This window comes from Streptomyces sp. YGL11-2 (assembly GCF_050054615.1).
Classification (GTDB): Bacteria; Actinomycetota; Actinomycetes; order Streptomycetales; family Streptomycetaceae; genus Streptomyces.
Window position 1 is genome coordinate 225,973 of sequence record NZ_JBNHIN010000007.1, and the last position, 17,933, is coordinate 243,905.

General features: G+C 73.6%; 13 protein-coding genes and 2 pseudogenes. 8 read left to right on the plus strand and 7 right to left on the minus strand.

The features are described from left to right. Positions 1-394: 394 nt before the first annotated feature. From ACO1BR_RS11320 to ACO1BR_RS11330, 3 genes are all read right to left on the minus strand, one after another. Positions 395-2,248, minus strand: coding sequence for a GMC oxidoreductase (locus ACO1BR_RS11320; protein ID WP_426794905.1), 1,854 nt, complete (start codon positions 2,246-2,248; stop codon positions 395-397). Positions 2,249-2,382: 134 nt separating this feature from the next. Continuing rightward, complete coding sequence (locus ACO1BR_RS11325; protein ID WP_426794906.1) at positions 2,383-4,092, minus strand: succinic semialdehyde dehydrogenase; 1,710 nt, start codon at positions 4,090-4,092, stop codon at positions 2,383-2,385. A gap of 199 nt (positions 4,093-4,291) precedes the next feature. Then, a complete protein-coding gene (locus ACO1BR_RS11330; RefSeq protein WP_426794907.1) occupies positions 4,292-6,235 on the minus strand; it encodes a serine/threonine-protein kinase in 1,944 nt (647 codons plus the stop codon). Positions 6,236-6,617: 382 nt separating this feature from the next. Between ACO1BR_RS11330 and ACO1BR_RS11335 the strand changes: the two genes are divergently transcribed. The 5 genes from ACO1BR_RS11335 (at position 6,618) to ACO1BR_RS11355 (ending at position 11,606) form a co-directional block, all read left to right on the plus strand. Further along, complete coding sequence (locus ACO1BR_RS11335) at positions 6,618-7,634, plus strand: hypothetical protein (RefSeq protein ID WP_426794908.1); 1,017 nt, start codon at positions 6,618-6,620, stop codon at positions 7,632-7,634. Positions 7,635-7,695: 61 nt separating this feature from the next. After that, positions 7,696-8,913 carry a helix-turn-helix domain-containing protein gene (locus tag ACO1BR_RS11340; RefSeq protein ID WP_426794909.1) on the plus strand — a complete coding sequence of 406 codons (1,218 nt, stop codon included), beginning with the start codon at positions 7,696-7,698 and terminating at the stop codon, positions 8,911-8,913. A gap of 141 nt (positions 8,914-9,054) precedes the next feature. Beyond that, positions 9,055-9,387 (plus strand): hypothetical protein, encoded by a 333-nt coding sequence (locus ACO1BR_RS11345; protein WP_426794910.1) that lies wholly within the window; start codon positions 9,055-9,057, stop codon positions 9,385-9,387. A 321-nt stretch (positions 9,388-9,708) separates the two neighbouring features. Beyond that, on the plus strand, positions 9,709-10,371 hold the full coding sequence (locus tag ACO1BR_RS11350; protein WP_426794911.1) for a response regulator: 663 nt from the start codon (positions 9,709-9,711) through the stop codon (positions 10,369-10,371). 89 nt (positions 10,372-10,460) lie between these two features. Further along, entirely contained in the window at positions 10,461-11,606 is a 1,146-nt protein-coding gene (locus ACO1BR_RS11355; RefSeq protein WP_426794935.1) for a sensor histidine kinase, read from the plus strand. Positions 11,607-11,682: 76 nt separating this feature from the next. Here ACO1BR_RS11355 and ACO1BR_RS11360 read toward each other — a convergent pair whose 3' ends face one another. Continuing rightward, positions 11,683-12,057 (minus strand): STAS domain-containing protein, encoded by a 375-nt coding sequence (locus ACO1BR_RS11360; protein WP_159508500.1) that lies wholly within the window; start codon positions 12,055-12,057, stop codon positions 11,683-11,685. Between the two features lie 628 nt (positions 12,058-12,685). Here ACO1BR_RS11360 and ACO1BR_RS11365 point away from each other — a divergent pair. Both ACO1BR_RS11365 and ACO1BR_RS11370 read left to right on the plus strand, forming a co-directional pair. Further along, a complete protein-coding gene (locus ACO1BR_RS11365; protein WP_426794912.1) occupies positions 12,686-13,342 on the plus strand; it encodes a sigma-70 family RNA polymerase sigma factor in 657 nt (218 codons plus the stop codon). Then, a complete protein-coding gene (locus ACO1BR_RS11370) occupies positions 13,339-14,787 on the plus strand; it encodes a zf-HC2 domain-containing protein (protein ID WP_426794913.1) in 1,449 nt (482 codons plus the stop codon). The genes ACO1BR_RS11365 and ACO1BR_RS11370 overlap by 4 nt, the downstream gene beginning before the upstream one ends. 92 nt (positions 14,788-14,879) lie before the next feature. On the opposite strand, the pseudogene purU (ACO1BR_RS11375) reads toward ACO1BR_RS11370, so the two are convergent. From purU (ACO1BR_RS11375) to ACO1BR_RS11385, 3 genes and pseudogenes are all read right to left on the minus strand, one after another. Continuing rightward, a pseudogene (gene purU / locus ACO1BR_RS11375) lies at positions 14,880-15,011 on the minus strand (formyltetrahydrofolate deformylase); the annotation flags it as partial. Continuing rightward, positions 15,007-15,879 (minus strand): annotated as a pseudogene (gene purU, locus ACO1BR_RS11380) (formyltetrahydrofolate deformylase); the annotation flags it as partial. The pseudogenes purU (ACO1BR_RS11375) and purU (ACO1BR_RS11380), both read right to left, overlap by 5 nt. 57 nt (positions 15,880-15,936) lie before the next feature. Continuing rightward, a complete protein-coding gene (locus tag ACO1BR_RS11385) occupies positions 15,937-16,395 on the minus strand; it encodes an SCO4402 family protein (RefSeq protein WP_426794936.1) in 459 nt (152 codons plus the stop codon). Positions 16,396-16,566: 171 nt separating this feature from the next. Between ACO1BR_RS11385 and ACO1BR_RS11390 the strand changes: the two genes are divergently transcribed. Further along, the gene (locus ACO1BR_RS11390) at positions 16,567-17,913 is read left to right on the plus strand and encodes an ABC transporter substrate-binding protein (protein ID WP_426794914.1); all 1,347 of its coding nucleotides are present in this window, start codon (positions 16,567-16,569) and stop codon (positions 17,911-17,913) included. Positions 17,914-17,933 lie beyond the last annotated feature (20 nt).

Below are 17,933 nucleotides of genomic sequence, written 5' to 3' on the forward strand. Positions count from 1 at the left end.
GTTCCGGTGCCGTGGCCGGTCAGCAGGGGACAGCAGCCCGGTCACACCGATGGGGTGGTCGGTCCTGGGGACGCCCGGGACCGACCGCATCCGGTCGAAACGGTTGCGCCGGGTGAGGCGCATCCAGGACGATGCTTGACGAACCGCTTACCGCGTCCGGTACGGGCCTTTGCCTCGCCTGCCATTGGTCCGACCAGCTCGCGCCCGGAACACCTCGCACCCCCGCTTCACCCCGCACCACCGACAAGCCAGCGGCGCTACCCCCCCCAGCGCCGCCCGTCGGTGCCGGCGCTGCCCTGACGCCGGCACCGAAAGCCAAGGGCCCCGTGGCCGTCCGCATCCCCCCCTCGCGGATGGATCCCCGGGGCCCTTCGCTATGGGCCTGCTGTGCGGGCTACTTCTTGGGCGGCACCGGCGGTACGGACAGGAACGGCAGCCTGAGGGCGCCGAACGCCTTCTCGGGGACCGCGGGGCGGACCGGCGCGACCGGGGCCAGGCGTGCGTACGGGCGGCCGGGGGCCGGGCGGCGGTCCGGTTCGCCCTTGTTGGGCCAGAGGGACATGGCGCGTTCGGCCTGCGCGGTGATGGTCAGCGACGGGTTGACGCCGAGGTTGGCGGAGACCGCGGCGCCGTCTACGACCGATATGCCCGGGTGTCCGTAGAGGCGGTGGTACGGGTCGATGACGCCGTGGTCGGCGTCCGCGCCGATGGGGCAGCCGCCGAGGAAGTGGGCGGTGAGCGGAGTGCCCATCAGCTCACCGACGTTGCTGCCCGCGAAGCCGTTGATCTCCTGGGCGAGCAGGGTGGCGGCCTCGGTGGCCTCGGGGATCTGGTTGGGATTTGGGGCGCCGTGGCCCTGGCGGGCGGTGAGCAGGCCCTTTCCGATGCCGCTCGGCTTGCGGTAGGTCGTCAGGGAGTTGTCCAGGGACTGCATCACCAGGCCGATGATGGTGCGCTCGGACCAGCGGCGGTTGGAGAGCGAGCGGAGGGCGAGCAGTGGGTGGCGGGCCATGTTGCCGAGCCATCCGAGGACGCGGCCGGCGGGCCGGTAGGGGACCTGGAGGATCGTCAGGCTGCCCATGGAGTTGGAGCCCTTGCCGTACCGGACCGGCTCGATGTGGGTGTTCTCGTCGGGGTGGATCGACGAGGTGATCGCCACGCCTCTGGTGAAGTCGACCCGGTCCGCGCCGTGTTGCCTGCGATAGCGGCGGTCGTCGGTCTGGGCGCCCACCAGGGCCTCGGAGTTGGTGCGGGTCAGCGCGCCGAGGCGGTGCGAGAGGTACGGCAGCAGACCGCAGTCCTTCATCCGGTGCAGCAGCGTCTGGGTGCCGTAGGTCCCGGCCGCCATGACCACCCGGCGGGCGGTGAACGTCTGGCCGGCGCCCTTCTTCTTGTTGTCGGTCGGCACAGTACGGACCGCGAAGCCGCCGCGGGAGTCCTCGGTGACCGCGACGACCGAGGTCATCGGGTGGATGACGGCCCCGGCCCGCTCGGCGAGGTGGAGGTAGTTCTCGTTGAGGGTGTTCTTCGCGCCGTGCCGGCAGCCGGTCATGCACTCGCCGCACTCCGTGCACGCCCTGCGGGAGGGGCCGGCGCCGCCGAAGTACGGGTCGGCGACCTCGCCGCCGGGCGGCGCCTGCACCGCCGCGTCCCCGCCGGCTCCGTCCCCGTCTGCCCCGTCCCCGTCGCAGGCGTCCCTGCCGTCCCCGAAGAACACCCCGACCGGCGCCATGTGGAAGGAGTCGCCGACGCCCATGGCCTCGGCGGTCGCCTTCAGATGGACGTCGGACGGGGTCATCGTCGGGTTGAGCCGTACGCCGAGCATCCGCCGGGCCTGGTCGTAGTACGGCTTCAGCTCCGCCTGCCAGTCGGTGATGTCCTTCCACTGGGGGTCGTCGAAGAACGGTTTGGGCGGTACGTAAAGGGTGTTGGCGTAGTTCAGCGAGCCGCCGCCGACCCCGGCGCCCGCCAGCACCATGACGTTGCCGAGGAGATGGATGCGCTGGATGCCGTAGAGGCCGAGGGCCGGCGCCCACAGGTAGTTCCTGAGGTCCCAGGAGTTCTTCGGCAGCGTCTCGCGGGTGAAGCGCCGGCCGGCTTCGAGGACGCCGACGCGGTAGCCCTTCTCGGTCAGGCGGAGTGCGGAGACGGAGCCGCCGAAGCCGGAGCCTATGACGAGGACGTCGTAGTCGTAGCCGGCGTGCTCCTCGCCGGCTTCCTGGTGTTGAGCAGCGTTCTCCTGTGGCACCGGTACCTCCGTATCCGTATTCGGGGCTCCGCCCCGGACCCCGCTCCTCAGTCGCCGGAGGGGCTGGAATTACCCACCGGAGGGGTTGGATTTTCCCGCCGGAGGGGCTGGTGACGAGGGGCTGATCGTCCGCGTCAGCGCAACCGGAACGCCTTCATCGCGCGCAGGCTGCGGGTCATGAACCGCGCGTACTTCTCGTCGTCCATCCCGAAGGCCGGCGCCAGCGGCATCAGTCGCTGCTGGGCGACGGTCTGCGCCTCGGTGTACTTGAGGATGCCCTCGGAGCCGTGCCGGCGGCCCAGCCCCGAGTCGCCCATACCGCCCATCGGCGACTGCACGCTGCCGTAGCCCGCGGCGTACGACTCGTTGACGTTGACCGTGCCGGTGCGGAGCCGGGCCGCGACCGCTCGCCCGCGCCGGCCGTCCTTGGTCCAGACGCTGGAATTCAGGCCGTACGGCGTGGCGTTGGCGAGCGCGACCGCCTCGTCCTCGTCGTGGAAGCGGTAGAGGGAGACGACCGGGCCGAAGGTCTCCTCGGCGCAGACGGCCATCGGCGCCTCGACGCCGTCCAGGATGGTCGGCTCGTAGAAGAGCGGGCCGATGTCGGGGCGGGGCCGGCCGCCGGCGACCAGCCGGGCGCCCTTGGCGACGGCCTCGTCGACATGGCGGGTGACGGTCTCCAGCTGGCGCTCGCCGACCAGCGAACCCATGTCGGCGCCGTACGCGAGGGCGTTGCCCAGCCGCATCGCCTTCGTACGGGCGGCGAACCGCTCGACGAAGGCGTCGGCGATCGACTCGTGGACGTAGAGCCGCTCGATGGAGATGCACAGCTGGCCCGCGGAGGAGAAGCAGCCGCGGACGGCGCCGGCGGCGGCCTTCTCCACGTCGGCGTCGTCCAGTACCAACATGGCGTTCTTGCCGCCGAGTTCGAGGGAGACGCCGACCAGGCGGGCGGCGGCGCCCTGGGCGACCTCGCGGCCCGTCCGGGTCGAGCCGGTGAACGAGACGTAGTCGGCGTGCGCGACGACCGCGGGGCCGACGACCGGGCCCTCGCCGATCACCACCTGCCAGACGTCCTCCGGGAGCCCGGCCTCGATGAGCTGCTCACGGGCCCACAGGGCGGTCAGCGCGGTCTCCGTGTCGGGCTTCATGACGACGGCGTTGCCCGCGACGAAGGCCGGCAGGGCGTCGCCGACGGTCAGCTCGAAGGGGTAGTTCCAGGGGGCGATCTGCCCGACGACGCCGCGCGGCTGGCGGAGTTCGGTGACCTTGGTGAGGGTCGGCACGACACCGGTGTGGCCCTTGGGGCGGAGGTAGGCGGGGGCCTTGCGACCGTAGTGGCGGGCGGCGACGGCGACCGCCTGCACCTCCTCATGGGCGTGCAGCCGCGCCTTGCCGGTCTCCAGCTGTATCAGGTCGAGCACCTCGGCCTGGCGGCGCAGGACCAGGTCGTGGAAGCGCAGCAGGACCGCGGCGCGCTGCTTGACCGGGACCTTCGCCCAGCGCTCCTGGGCGGCGCGGGCCCGCTCGAAGGCGCGGGCGACGTCCTCGGGGCTGGACTCGGGCAGGTCGGCCAGCTTCTCGCCGGTGAACGGGGCGTGGTTCGCGGTCCGCCCTCCCCCGGCCACCACGTCGCGGGTGAGCCGGGCGGCCACCTCCGGGGTGACCACGTCGGCCGCCGTACGGGTGCCGGGTGCGGCGACCGCGACCGGGTTGCCTCCGGCGGGCGCGGCGGGGGCCTCGGGGGAGGTCTCCTGCGGGGCCTCGGCGGTGGCGGCGGGGGCACCTCCCGTACCAGCAGAGTCGGGAAGGGGGGACGATCCGGCGTCCTGCGAGTCCGTCATGCGGGCGAGCGTATGCCTCCGGGGACGCTTTGTGTACCCGGCAGTAACAGGTTTTCACGGCGCACACACCATCGCGCCAGTGTTCGCTGGCCGCAATGGTGCTGGGCTGGGGGGATACGGTGCGGCCGGCCCGCCGCCCCACGTCCCCGCGTACCCGGGCCCCCGGGCCGTGCCGCCCGGCCGCTCACCGGCCGTCCGCTCACCGGCCACTCAGCCGGAACGTGGCGACCGCGGCGTCGAAGTGCCGCCTGGCCTCGATGCGCGAGGCGATCGGCGAGGAGATCCAGACGTCCATCATCCTGCCGTCCTCGTTCCAGCTGAGGTCGTACGTATAGCGCGCGCCGGCGTCGTGGGCGCTGCCGTCCCAGGCGAACTCCCAGAGCCCGGCCCGGAAGCCGTTGTGGGTGGTCTCGGTGACCTGGCCGTCGCGGTAACCGGGGTAGTCGGCGGGGCCCTTGGCGTCCGCGGTGCGCATCGCGCCGAGCGGCCCCTCCGGCACCGTCTTCTGGAGCTGGACGCCGATCCGGAAGCGCTTGCCCTCGGAGTAGTAGTAAACCCGCGAGTTCTCGTAGGAGCGGGTGAAGCCCACCGGGACGGCCAGCGCGAAGCCGTCCGGGTCCTCGATCATCCGGTAGCCCGCCGGGACGGTGTCGCCGTCCCCCGAGGAGGGCACGGTGGTGCCCGTGACCGGGGGGCCGGGCTGCGAGGCGGTGGCCGCCGGGCTCGTGGCCCCCTTCCGGCCGGTCGCCTGCGCGGAGCCACCGGGGTGCGGGCCGGTACCGGTCCCGCCACCGCCGGTCCCGTTCACCACCAGGGCGATGACGCCCGCGGTGACACCGGCGACGACGACCACGGCGCCCGCGATCAGCAGCGCGAGGCGGGTGCGGCCGGTGTGCGGGCGGGCGGCGGCGGCCAGCGCCCGGTCGTCGAGGACCGCCGGGATGGGCACACCGGGGGTCCGGCGGGCGGGAGCGCGGGCGGGCGGCCGGTCGGGGGCCGTGTCCCCGGGTCGGGCGCCGGTCGGCGGCGCCGCGTCGTCCGGACCGGGCAGCACCGGCGTGCTGCCGGGCCGGAAGGGGTCCTCCCCCACGGGGTGGAACGGGTCCTCGCTGGGCGGGTGCTCGCTGGGCCGGCCGCCGCCGGGTCCGTCGTGGAACGGGTCGCGCGGCGCTCCGGGCCCCGGTGGCGGGGCGGCCCCGGCCGCAGCCGCCGCGGCCGGCCCCGCGGCCCCCTCCCCGGCGGGCCCGCCGCCCCGCCCCGCGCCGTGCCCGAACCCCCAGTGCCCGCCCGTGCCGCCGCGCTCCGGCGCCCGCCCCGTGCGGAGGTAGCCGCGCAGCAGCCGCTCCGTCTCGGTGACGTCCAGCCGGCGCCGCGGATCGCGCTCCAGGAGGCCGCCGACCACCGCGCGCAACGGCCGGGCCTCCTCGGGGAGTTCGATCTCGTCGTACACGACGGCGTGCAGCACACCGGCCATCGAGTCCCGGTGGAACGGCGTCACCCCGCTCAGTACGGCGCACAGCAGCGCCCCGAGCGACCAGAGGTCGGCCTCCGGCCCCGCGCCGCGGCCGGACATCCGCTCGGGCGCGGTGTATTCGGGCGAGCCGACGAAGCCGTTGACGTCGGTCAGCGTGGTCACGCCGGGGACCTGGGCGACCCCGAAGTCGGTCAGCACGACCCGCGCGGTGCCGTTCTCCATGAGGACGTTCGCCGGCTTGATGTCGCGGTGCAGCACGCCCCGGGTGTGCGCGGCGCGCAGCGCGCCCAGCAGCGCGATCCCGATCCGGGCCGCCTCGCGGGGCGCCAGCGGGCCGCCGCCGGCCAGCCGGTCGGCCAGGGACGGGCCCTCCACCAGCTCCATCACGATCCACGGCCGGCCGCCCTGCTCGACCACGTCGTGCACCACGATCACGTTCGGGTGCTTGACCTGGGCGACCGTACGCGCCTCCCGCATCGCCCGGTCCCGCTGCGCCCGCGCCTCGGGCTCCGCCGCGTCCTCGTCCAAGTGAAGTTCTTTGACCGCCACTTGACGGCCCAGCAGTTCGTCCGTGGCGCGCCAGACCGTCCCCATGCCTCCGCGGCCCAGCCGTATGCCCAGGCGGTACCGTCCACCGATCAGCCGGCCTTCGCCCCCGAAGATCCCCATGGCCTTATCTTGCCGCACGGAGCCGGGGCGGGCGGGGCCGGGCGGAGGCCGGCGCCCCCCGAACGGCCCCCCGGTTACCCCGGGTTCGCCGCAAGGCCCGCCTGACCTGCGCCCGCCATGATCCACTGTCGCCACCCGGCGGGCCGCGCGCCACGGTCCGCCGTGGCAACCGCGCCCCGGCAGCGGCGGCGGCCCGCCGCACGCGGTGCACGGACCCGGCAGCCCGACCCGCCCCCGCCCTTACCCGACCGCCTCCCGATACGCCATGATCAACTCACGACACACGGGGTGGAACCTCCCCCGCCCCTCCGGCCGTCCTTGACAAAGTGAGGCGGCGGACACCGCGGCACGGCAACAGGCAGCACGGAAACGGGGATCGGCCATGGCGATGCAGGACGGCGCAGCGCTGGACGTCCGTCCGGGCCCCGACCCGGCCCGCGCCGCGCCGGAGCACCACGGTGCCTACCACACCACCGCCCTCTTCCTGTCCCTCTACGCGACCGCCCTGATCGGCTGGACCGTCTACGGCATCATCCAAGGGGACGGCACGGTCCGGGACTTCATCGAGGGCCTCTTCAACCCCGGCGCCTCCCCCGCCTCCCAACTGGTCGGCCCCTGGGAATGGGCGTGCACCGCCGCCCTCCTCGCGACCGCCGCCCTCGCGCTCACCCACCGCCGCCTGGCCCGCACCGCCGCCCTCCTGTGCGGGTTCCTGCTCCTCGCCCTCTCCGTACGCGAGGGCGTCGGTCTCTTCGACGCCGCCTACCGCGACCGGTACGGCACCGATCCCCTGGGCGGCTGGGCGCTGGCGACCCGGGTGCTGGGCCTGGTGGTCGCGGTGACCGTACTGGCCGCCATGTTCCCCGCGACGGAGCAGTGGCGGGCCGGCCACCGAGCCGCGCCGCCGTCCAGGGGGCGCCCCCGCCGCCTCTCGCGCATCTGCGGCGTCCTCTTCCTCCTCATGGGCCTGGCCCGCCTCGCCCTGACCGTAAGCAACCTGACGACGCCCGAGATGGACACCGCCCGCTACCTCCGCGGTGTCGTCGACGGCTCGGTCCCCGGCACCCTCAACGTGGCCGCGTCCAGCGAATTCACCACCGTGGGCTCGGTGGTCGTCCTCCTCGTCCTCGGCGTGCTGGCCTTCCGCGCCCGCCGCGACGTGCGCGGCGCACTCCTCGTCTTCGCCGCGATGCAGCTCTACCTCACCGTCCGCACGGTCGTCTGGCTGACCGTGACGGACTTCTTCAACCAGTCCTTCGAAACCCCCGAGGGCGCCCTCTCCATGACCGCGACCGCCTACGGCCTGGCCGCCATGACCTCGGTCGTCGTCCTGGCCACGGGACGGGGGTTCGGCGCCCCGGAGGCGTACGGCGAGGCCGCGCCTCCCACCACCGAGTGACTCGTTCCCCCACGCCGCGCAGGCGTAGCGTGGACGGTACGTCCGTCTCGCGGGGGTGGCCATGGAGTTGTTCCACGAGGAACCCGGCATCGGGGACCGCATCGCCCGCTTGCGCTCACGGCGCAAGCTGACGCAGGAAGGGCTTGCCGAGCGGGCCGGGTTGTCCGTCGACATCGTGCGCAAGCTCGAACAGGGCGTACGGCAGACGGCTCGGCTGAGCACGCTCAACGCGCTGGCCAAGGCTCTGGACGTGGAGCCCTCCGCGCTCGTCGGCAAGCCCGCCACGTTCGAGGTGCGCGGCGAGGGGGACCAGCCATCCGTCCTGGCGCTGCGTCAGGCCGTCTCCCCGGTGTCCGAGCTGCTGGGTGAGGAACCGGACCCCGAGGACCCGCCGGGCATCGCGGCGTTGCAGGATGCGCTGCGGTCGACGGAACGCATCCGCCGGGAGGGGCGGATGGCGGAAATCGGCGCGCTGCTACCGCAGTTGATCAAGGACGCCAAGGCGGTGGCCCACGCCGCCACGGGCAGCGAGGCGGCTGCGGCGCAGTCGGTACTGGCCGAGGCGTATCAGGTCGCCGCGACGACCCTGACGGCGCTGGGCAAGGAAGACGCCGCGTTCACGGCCCTCGAACGGGCGATGGCGGCAGCAGCCAAAGGGGACGACCCGCACCTGGAGACCGTCGGCTTCTCCAGCCTCGCCTGGGTCCTGACGAAGCAGGGACGGCTGGCCGACGCCGAACGCGTCGCGCTGAAGGCGGCGGAGCGCATCGAGCCGGGCTTTCGCTCCCCGCCGGTCGAGTTGGCGCTGTGGGGAATCCTGCTGCTCCGCGCGGCCACCGCGGCCGTCCGCCTGGAACGACGGGACACGGTGCACGAACTGCTCGCCATAGCCACCGCAGCAGCGGCCAGGATCAGCGTGGACCGGCTCGACTACGCGACACCGTTCGGCCCGACCAACGCAGGCGTGGCCAAGGTCAACTTCCTGGTGGAGATGGAGGAGAGCGCCGCGGCCCTGCGCGCCGCGCGCACGGTACCCGAGCTGCACACGCTGCCTCCGACGTGGCGCGCGCGGTTCCATGTCGACCGCGCCCTGGCCTACGCGGACCTGGACAAGGACGACGCCGCGGTAACGGCACTGCTCACCGCAGAGCGCACGGCCCCGGAGTGGATGCGCTACCACTCCACAAGCCTCCGTCTCGTGGCCGACCTCCGCGGCCGGGAACGGCGCCGCGCCTCCCCCCTCGCGGAGCTCGCCGACCGGCTCGACCTGCACGCGTAGCACGTGGGTCGGTTCAGCTCCGGGCGCAACCAGGACATGGCGTCCTAGTGCCCGCGTGAAGTGGCACCGGGCGTCACTGTTCGCGCCGGGCCTGGCTGCCTAGCGTTGCCGGCCTGTCGAGTACGTAGATGGAGGCCGCCCATGCCCACGCCGTGCACCCCCCGCCTGCTCCCCTGGAGCGGGCCCGACGGCCAGCGCTGCTATCTGCTCACCGACCGCGCGGGCGGCGGGTTCGTCTCCCGCCGTGCCGACGAGGTCGAGGCACTGCAACTGCGGATGGGGGCCGGGCTGCTGGCGCACGCGCGGGCGATGATCGACGATCCGGCGGCCGACGCGCGGCAGCTGCGGTTCCTGTCGGCGCAGCTCAGCACGGCACTGCACGACGCCGTACGCGTCGCGGAGAGCCGAGGGGAGCGGCTGGCGGACGCCGAGGACGAGGACGGCGGCGGAGACGGCGGCCACCGGGCCTCCTGAGCCCCCGTGGCCGTGCGGGAGAGGTCCCCCTCCGGGCCGCCCCCGCACGCCGGGAACGGCCGCCGCGTGTGGGGGCCGCGGCGGCCGTCGATGTGAGCTGCAACGCGTCCTGGGCTTGTGGCCTCTTCAGTGGTGCAGCATGAGAACCACTCTGCCCGCGGGTGCTCCCCGCGGCATCCTCCACAGGTCGCGGGATCACCCCCGCCGGTCGGCGGGGGTGCGGGGCCGTCGTGAGGGGGACCCGTCGGCAGGGGGACGGAGTCGCGCAGCGCCGGGCGGTTCCGGGGGCTCGGATGGGTGCGGAGGAGAAAGGGGCGGCCGGTGATCCGTGTCGCTGTGGTGGATGACGAGCGGCTCGTCAGGTCCGGACTGCGAATGATTCTGGGGACCGCCCCGGACATCGAGATGGTCGCGGACTGCGGTGGAGCGGAGGCCGTGGAGACGGTGCTGCGCTGCGGCGCGGAAGTGGTCCTGCTCGACATCCGGATGCCGGACGTGGACGGGCTGACCGTGCTGCGCCGGCTGCGCGCCGCCCCCGACCCGCCCGCGGTGGCGATGCTGACGACCTTCGACGCGCAGGAGTACCTGACGGCGGCGCTGCGCGAGGGCGCGGCCGGCTTCCTGCTGAAGGACTCGGATCCGGAGCAGCTGGTGCGGGCGGTGCGGACGCTGGCGGCGGGCGGCAGTGTGCTGGACCCGGGGGTGACCCGGGCGGTGATCGGCGGCTATCTGACGGCCGAGGACCAGGCCGCGGCGGCCCGTGCGGTCAGCGGGCTGACGCCGCGGGAGTCGCAGGTGCTGGCGCTGCTCGGCGAGGGGCTGGGCAATGCGCAGATCGCGGACCGGATGGGGCTGGCGCCGAGCACCGTCAAGGACCATGTGCGCGCGCTGCTGGGCAAGTTGGGCGGGATCAACCGCATCCAGGCGGCCGTCGTCGCCGACCGCGCGGGGCTGGTGGCGGGGGATCCGCGGGGGGCGTGGTGAGTTCCGGGGACGGTGCGTCCCGGATACGCGGCGGGCGGGGCCTGCGGGACCGCGTGCGGGCGCTCGCCCGCGGCCGGGTGGCCCGGTGGCTGCTCCGGATCGGCCCGGTCGTCGTGCCGGTGCTGCTCTCGATCGCCGACGCACTGCTGGTCAACGGGCTGGGGATGGCCCTGGAACTGGGTGTCTCGGTGACCGCCGCGGCGGCGCTGCTGCTGCGCCGGCGCTGGCCGCTGCCGGTGTTCCTGGTCACCCTGCCGGGCCTGTACATCGGCTACATCTGGTTCGCGCCGATGATCGCCCTCTACACCCTCGCCGTGCGCCGGCCCGGCCGCGTGCGGCTCGTCGGCTGCGCGCTGCTGCTGATCGCCGCGCACTTCCTCCCGTACCCGATCTCCGACTTCGAACCGACCGCGTACCGCGAGAACACCCAGGTCCTGATCGACGCGACGGTCTCCTCCGCAGCGCCGATCGCGCTCGGCCTGCTCGTCCGCACCCGCCGCGAACTGGCCTCCCGTATAGAGGAGTTGACCCGCAGCATGCGCCGCGAGGACCGGCTGCTGGCGGAGCGGGTGAAGGCCACCGAACGCGCCCGGCTCGCCCGCGAGATGCACGACGTGGTGGCCCATCAGGTCAGCCTGATCAGCCTCCAGGCGGGCGCCGTGCAGGTCAGCACGGCGGACGAGGTGGCCCGTACGGGCGCGCGGACCATCCGCGAGCTGTCGATCCGGACGCTGGAGGAGCTGCGGCACATGGTCGGCGTCCTGCGGGCGGCCGGCGGCGACACGCAGGAGGCGCGCGGGCTGGCGCCGCAGCCGAACCTGGACGAGCTGCCGCGACTGATCGAGATGAGCGCGCTGGACGTCACGTACGAGGGCGGTGCCGTGGCGGGGGCGGGCCGGCCCAGCGGCGCGGGGACGGTGGAGCGGGCCGCGTACCGCACCGTCCAGGAGGCGCTGACCAATGTCCGCAAGCACGCGCCCGGGGCCCGGGTGCGGGTCCGGATCGACGCGGTGGGGCCGGCGGACGCGGCGCAGGGGGCGGAAGCGGGGCTGCTGGTGGAGATCCGCAACGGGCCGCCGGACGCCACCGCGACGGCGCCCGCGCTGCCCGGGGGCGGCCACGGCCTGGTGGGGCTGCGGGAGCGCGCGCAGAGCCTGGGCGGGACGCTGGAGGCGCGCCCCACGTCCGACGGCGGCTTCGTCGTACGGGCACAACTCCCGTACGGGAGAGGGTGACGGCCAAGGCGAGGGGGCCGCGGGGCCTTCCGGGGCCGCGGCGCGGGCGGCCCTCAGGCGGACAGCCGGGCGGCCCTCAGGCGGACAGCGGTGCCGCGGTCTCGTCGACCGCGGTGCGCAGGTCGGGGTAGACCTCGAAGAGCCGGCGGACGCCGAGCGCGGCGAGGACGCGGTTGACGTGGGAGCCGTCGACGGCCCCCTGGGCGGGCAGGATCAGCCGCAGCCGCCCCTGACAGGAGCGCATCAGGCGGCGGGCGGCGATCAGCACGCCGACACCGCTGGAATCACAGAACCGGACCTCGGAGAGATCGAGCACGAGGGACCGCCGGCCGTCGGCCACCGCGTCGTGCACATGCTGGCGCACCGCAGGCGACGTGACCAGGTCCATCTCGCCGGAGACCTGGAGTACGGCCCAGGGGCCCTTCTCGTCCTCTGCCACCTTCAACGACACGCGCTCGAAGCCTTTCGCTCGCTTTCGGACCGGATGCGCCCCCGTTGCACTCGGAACCCACCCTTCCCCGGCTCGACTGCCCGGCCTCTCTCCCCCGAAACTCTTCCGGATCCTTGGCGCGGCAGGCCGTTCCCTCATAAGGCTATGCCCACGGGGCGACGGGTTTTCGCCCGGAACCGGTCACACACGCATAACACATGGGTTGAAACGCGCACAAACAGTCCGCATCATTCCGTTTCAACCGGCTTCCATCGGATCCCGTCTCGGTTCGGTTGCGGGCGATCGAGAATCACCACCACACCGTCATCACGCCCTTACCATCCGCATCGCCCTTGCGGGCGGGCTTTGCCGCAAAGGCGCATGCGGTGTCGGATCCGCGCACTACATTCGGTGTCACGATGCGGTGTCACGGCGTGCGTACGCACCGTATTCGGCGGACGGACGGGGTCCGGCGGCCGCCGGACAGGCTGACGGGGTCGGCGGCTCGCCGGTTCGGGTGGGGCACGGTCGATCGTGCGCGGAGGGCCCCTGGCGGGTACGAGAGTGAGCGGGAGTGACGCAACAGGTCACGGTGAAAGGCGGCGGCCGAGGTGTGAGCCCGGCCGCGACGGGCAGGGATGGGGGTCCCATGGGACACGACGCACCACCGCGCTGGGACAGGCGGATGCAGCAGCGGCTGGCCCGCGGCGAGGCGGCCGCGCTCGGTGAGCTCTACGACCGCTTCGCCTCGCTCGTGCACAGCCTCGCCCACCGCGTCCTGGACGACGGGGACGCCGCCGACCGCATCACCCGCGAGGTGTTCGGCTATATCTGGGAGCACCCGGACGCCTACGACCCCAAGCAGGGCTCGCTGCGCTCCTGGGTGGCCGGGGTCACCCGCCAGCAGGCCGTCCAGCGGCTGCGCCAGACGGAGGCCGCCTCGGCACGCGACTGCGGCGAGGACGCCCCGGCGCCCGCCGAGATGGAGCGGAAGATCCACGAAGCCTCCACCGCCGCCCGCGCCGACTACATCGTCACGTCCATGCCCGCCCCGCTCCGGGACGCCCTGGAGCTCGCGTACTTCCAGCGCCGGGACTACCGCCAGACCGCCGCCGACCTGGGCGTCACGGAGGACGAGGCGCGGCGCCGGCTCCGCCTGGGCCTCCAGCTGCTGTCCACCGCGCACAACCACCAGGCCCTGCCGGCGGTCCCGCTCGGCCGCCCCGCCTCCCGGGGGGCGCATCCCGCCCGCCCCTCGCACGGCCCGTACTCACCGCCCGGTCCGGGCCCTGGGCGGTCGCTGTGAGGGGCCCGGACGAGTGGGACGACCGGGAGCACCCCGAAGAGCACGGTGAACGGCCGCGGATACCGTCACCGCGGCCCGCCGCGGAGGACCGCGGCCCGCTGCCGGACACCCCGCCGGGCCCGCCCGCGTCGTTCGCCGAGATGCTCGGCGACGCCACCACGGGCCTGCCGCACGGACTGCCGGAGCCCCACCCCGCCCCGGACCCCGGTGCCGCCCCGGAGCCGGACCCCGCCCCGCCCCACGACGTCGATCCGGAGTACGAGAGCGATGACGACCCCGTGACCGACGACGACCGGGACCCGCACCACCACCCGCCCCTCCCTGCTCCGGGCAGCGCCCCGCCGCACAAGGTGCTCAAGTCGCTGCTCGGCGCCTGGGCACTGGCCGCCTGCTCGCCGGAGGAGACGGCCGCGGTCGAGGGGCATCTGACCGACTGCGCCGCCTGCGCGGAGGAGGCGCTGCGGCTGCGCGACGCGGTGGGGCTGCTGCACCCCGCGGACAGCCTCGATCTCGATCCGCTGCTGCGCTCGCGGGTGCTGGAGGGCTGCCTGGGCCGCCGTCCGGCGCGCATTCCGGTGCCCGAGTGGGCGACACCGTACGACGCGGAGACCGCCAAACTGGACGCGCTGCTGCGGGACATGGGCGAGTCGGAGTGGCGGGCGCCGGTGCGGCTGCGCTGGTTCGACGGTGAGCGGCCGGTCGAGCGCGAGACCACGGTCGGCGGGGTCATCGGGCATCTGATGGCGGTGGACGGGCTGGTCGCGACGGCCCTCGGACTGCCCGATCCGCTGGGCGCCGCGGCCCCGCCGGACACCCCGAGCCCGCGGCGCCGCACCGAGGCGTACTGGCGCAGCGCGGGCGAGGAGACGGGCCCGCTCGGCGTCCACGATCCGTGGCGCGAGCAGAGCCAGGCCCTGATAAGAACGGTCTCCTTCGCCGGCGGCGGCGCCGCCGAACTGAACGTGCCCTACGGCAGGTTCAGCCTCGCCCTGCGCGACTCCTTCCTGGACCGCGCCTTCGAGTGCTGGGTGCACGCCGGGGACATCGCGGAGGCGGTGGACTATCCGTACGAGCCGCCGGCCGCCGGGCATCTGCACCTGCTGGTGGACCTCGCCGCCCGGCTGCTGCCGGTCACGCTGGCCGACCGCCGGCGGGCCGGGCTCGCGGCGCCGGCGCAGGGGCTGGTGGCGGCCGGCGCCCCGGGCCGCACGCTCCATCTGGAGGTCGAGGGCAACGGCGGCGGCCACTGGTACATAGCCCTGGACTCCCCGGCGGCGCTGGGTTCGCCGGAGTGCACCGTCGCCCATATCGCCCTGGACAGCGACGAGTTCTGCCAGCTGGCCGCCGGGCACATCTCCCCCGAGGAGACCGCGGTGGGACAGGACGGCGAGCGCGAGGCGATCCGCGACGTGCTGTTCGCGACGGCGGCGCTGTCCCGCCTCTGAGCGGCCGGCCGCGGTCCACACGTGGCGCGGCCCGTCCCCTGGCCGGGTGTTCCCGGGCCTGGGGACGGGCCGCGCCGTCGCGAGGGGGTGCGTCAGGCGAAGACGACCGTGCGGCTTCCGTTGAGCAGCACGCGCCGCTCGCTGTGCCACTTCACGGCGCGCGCCAGCGCCTGGCACTCGACGTCCCGGCCGATCGCCACGAGCTGGTCCGGCGTGACCTCGTGGNCCGTTGAGCAGCACGCGCCGCTCGCTGTGCCACTTCACGGCGCGCGCCAGCGCCTGGCACTCGACGTCCCGGCCGATCGCCACGAGCTGGTCCGGCGTGACCTCGTGGCCGACGCGCTCGACCTCCTGCTCGATGATCGGGCCCTCGTCGAGGTCCGCGGTGACGTAGTGCGCGGTGGCCCCGATGAGCTTGACCCCGCGGGCGTGCGCCTGGTGGTAGGGGCGGGCGCCCTTGAAGCTCGGGAGGAAGGAGTGGTGGATGTTGATGATGCGGCCGGACAGGGCCTTGCAGAGGTCGTCGGAGAGGACCTGCATGTAGCGGGCGAGCACGACCAGCTCGACGCCCTCCTTGCGCACCAGCTCCAGGAGCTGTGCCTCGGCCGCCGGCTTGGTGTCGCGGGTGACCGGGATGTGGTGGAAGGGGACGTCGTACGAGCCGACCAGCTCGGCGAAGTCGGTGTGGTTGGAGACCACGGCCGCGATCTCGACCGGCAGCGCGCCGATCCGGGAGCGGAACAGCAGGTCGTTCAGGCAGTGCCCGAACTTGGACACCAACAGGACGACCCGCATCTTCTCGTCGGCCCGGTGGATCTGCCAGTCCATCGCGAAGGAGTCGCCGACCGCCGCGAAGCTGGCCCGCAGCTTGTCGACGGTGACCGGCGACTCCGCGCTGAAGTGGACCCGCATGAAGAACAGCCCGGTGTCCCGGTCGCCGAACTGCTGGCTGTCCTCGATGTTGCAGCCGGTGATGAAGAGATAGCTGGACACGGCGTGCACGATCCCCTGCTTGTCCGGGCAGGACAGGGTGAGGACGTACTGGTCGTTTCGATCGTGCTGACCGGGCTGGGTGGGCTGCGACTCGCTCATGACCTCATAGGGTCGCATATCCGCGGACCCGGCCGGACCGGGGCGTCCTGAGCGCGGTCACGCCGGGGCCTGAAGAGCGCCGGTCATGAGGGCCAGCGCTTCGAGGGAGTGCGGGACGGTGTCCGGATTCTCGCCGTCCGCCACCGCCAGGTGCACATGCGCCTCGCGGGCGGCCCGTACGGCGTCGGGCCAGCCGGGGTGCTCCATGTACGCGGTGACCGGGGCGTCGGCCCCCACCTGGTGCATGATCCGCAGCACCCGCAGCACGGCGGCGTCGACCAGCTGCGCCTCCTGGGCATCGCGGAAGATCGTGCCGACGTACTTGTCGGCGGACCAGTTGTCCAGCCAGGTGTCCTCGACGAGCCGGTAGACGGCGTCGGTGACGTCTCCGTACCCGGGCCGACCGGGCAGCCAGGTCTGCTGCTGGAAGACGGGGTCGGAGAGCATGTGCAGCGCGGAGCGCACATTGCTGCGCCAGCGCCACCACGGCATGTCAGTGAGTGGCATACCGCCCATGGTGGTCGAGCGGTGCCCGCGACGGGAAGACTTCTCCGAACCTTGCACAGCATTCGATCGTACGTTCCGCCCCAATGATCTCAAGCGGCCCCCCGGAGTTCACCTCTCCGTCACTGCCCGTTACCCGGACGTCACTCGCACGTTCCGGGCAAAGCGGCAGGCTGCCGAGTCATGACCGGTCGGCGACGCCCCTCCCCCCGCCCCTTCCCCCACACCTCCGCGGTCGCCTCCGCAGCGGTGTGCACGGCGGTCGTCGGGTCGCTGCTCTCGGGCTGCGGCTCCGTCCTCGGAGGGGGCTCCGGGGACAAGGAGCCGGTCACGGTGATGACCTGGGCCCCCGAGGGCACCAAGACGACCAACATGCCGGGCATGCCGGGCATGGCGGAGGCGTACGCCCGCTGGGTCAACTCGCACGGCGGGATAGCCGGCCACCCCTTAAAGGTCCTCACCTGCAACGAGCACAACGACTCGGCGCAGGCCACCCGGTGCGCCCAGCGCGCGGTGGACGCGGGGGCGGTGGCGGTCGTCGGCTCGTACAGCCAGTACGGCCGCTCGTTCATGTCCCCGCTGGAGGTCGCGGGCATCCCGTTCATCGGCGGGTACGGCGCCTCCGACGAGGAGTTCGCCAGCCCGCTCTCGTATCCGATCAACGGCGGCCAGGCCGCCCTACTGGCCGGGAACGGGCGCCAGTTGGCCGGCGACTGCAAGCGGGTGGCGCTGGTCCGCCCGGACAGCATCCAGGGCGACCAGATGCCGTCGCTGCTGGACGCCGGGCTGCAGAGCGGCAGCCGCGCCCCGGCCAAGGACGTCAAGGCGCCCGAGGACGGCACCGACTACTCGCCCCAGGTGACCGCCGCCCTGAAGGCGGTGGGCGCGGACCCGGCCGTCTACGGGACGGCCGACGCGGGCGGCGAGGCGACCGGTTCCTGTGTCTCCGCCTCCCTGGGCGACCACACGGACACCTTCTTCGACTCCTTCCGGCGGCTCCAGGAGCAGAGCCCGAAGGTGCGGGTGGCATCCGTACTGGGCAGCGTCGACCAGTCGACGGTGAACCGCACGGGCGGCGCCTCCGGCCCACTGGAGGGCGCGGACATCACCGGCTGGTACCCGGTCGCCGGCGATCCGCGCTGGCTGCCGATGCGCCGGGTCATCAACGAGGAAGCCTTCGACGACAGCCGCATCGACCCGGCCGACCAGGGCGTCCAGACGACCTGGATCGCCTACACGGTGCTGAGCGCGGTGATCCGGCAGCTCGACGAGGCGGGCGTCGAGGACATCACCGGGCACGCCCTCCAGACCACTCTGGACCGCGGCGACCGCGCCATCGACACCGGCGGTCTCACGCCGAAGCTGCGCTGGCGCAACGACGACATGCTGGCCGTCACGGACTACCCGCGCATCGTCAACGGCATGGTGACGTATCAGGTCGTCCGCAACGGCGAACTGGTCGCGGCCCAGGACGGCTTCGTGAACGTCACCTTGACGCTGGAGCGGCGGCGCACGGACGACGGCGCCTGACAGTCGGCCGGACGGGCCCA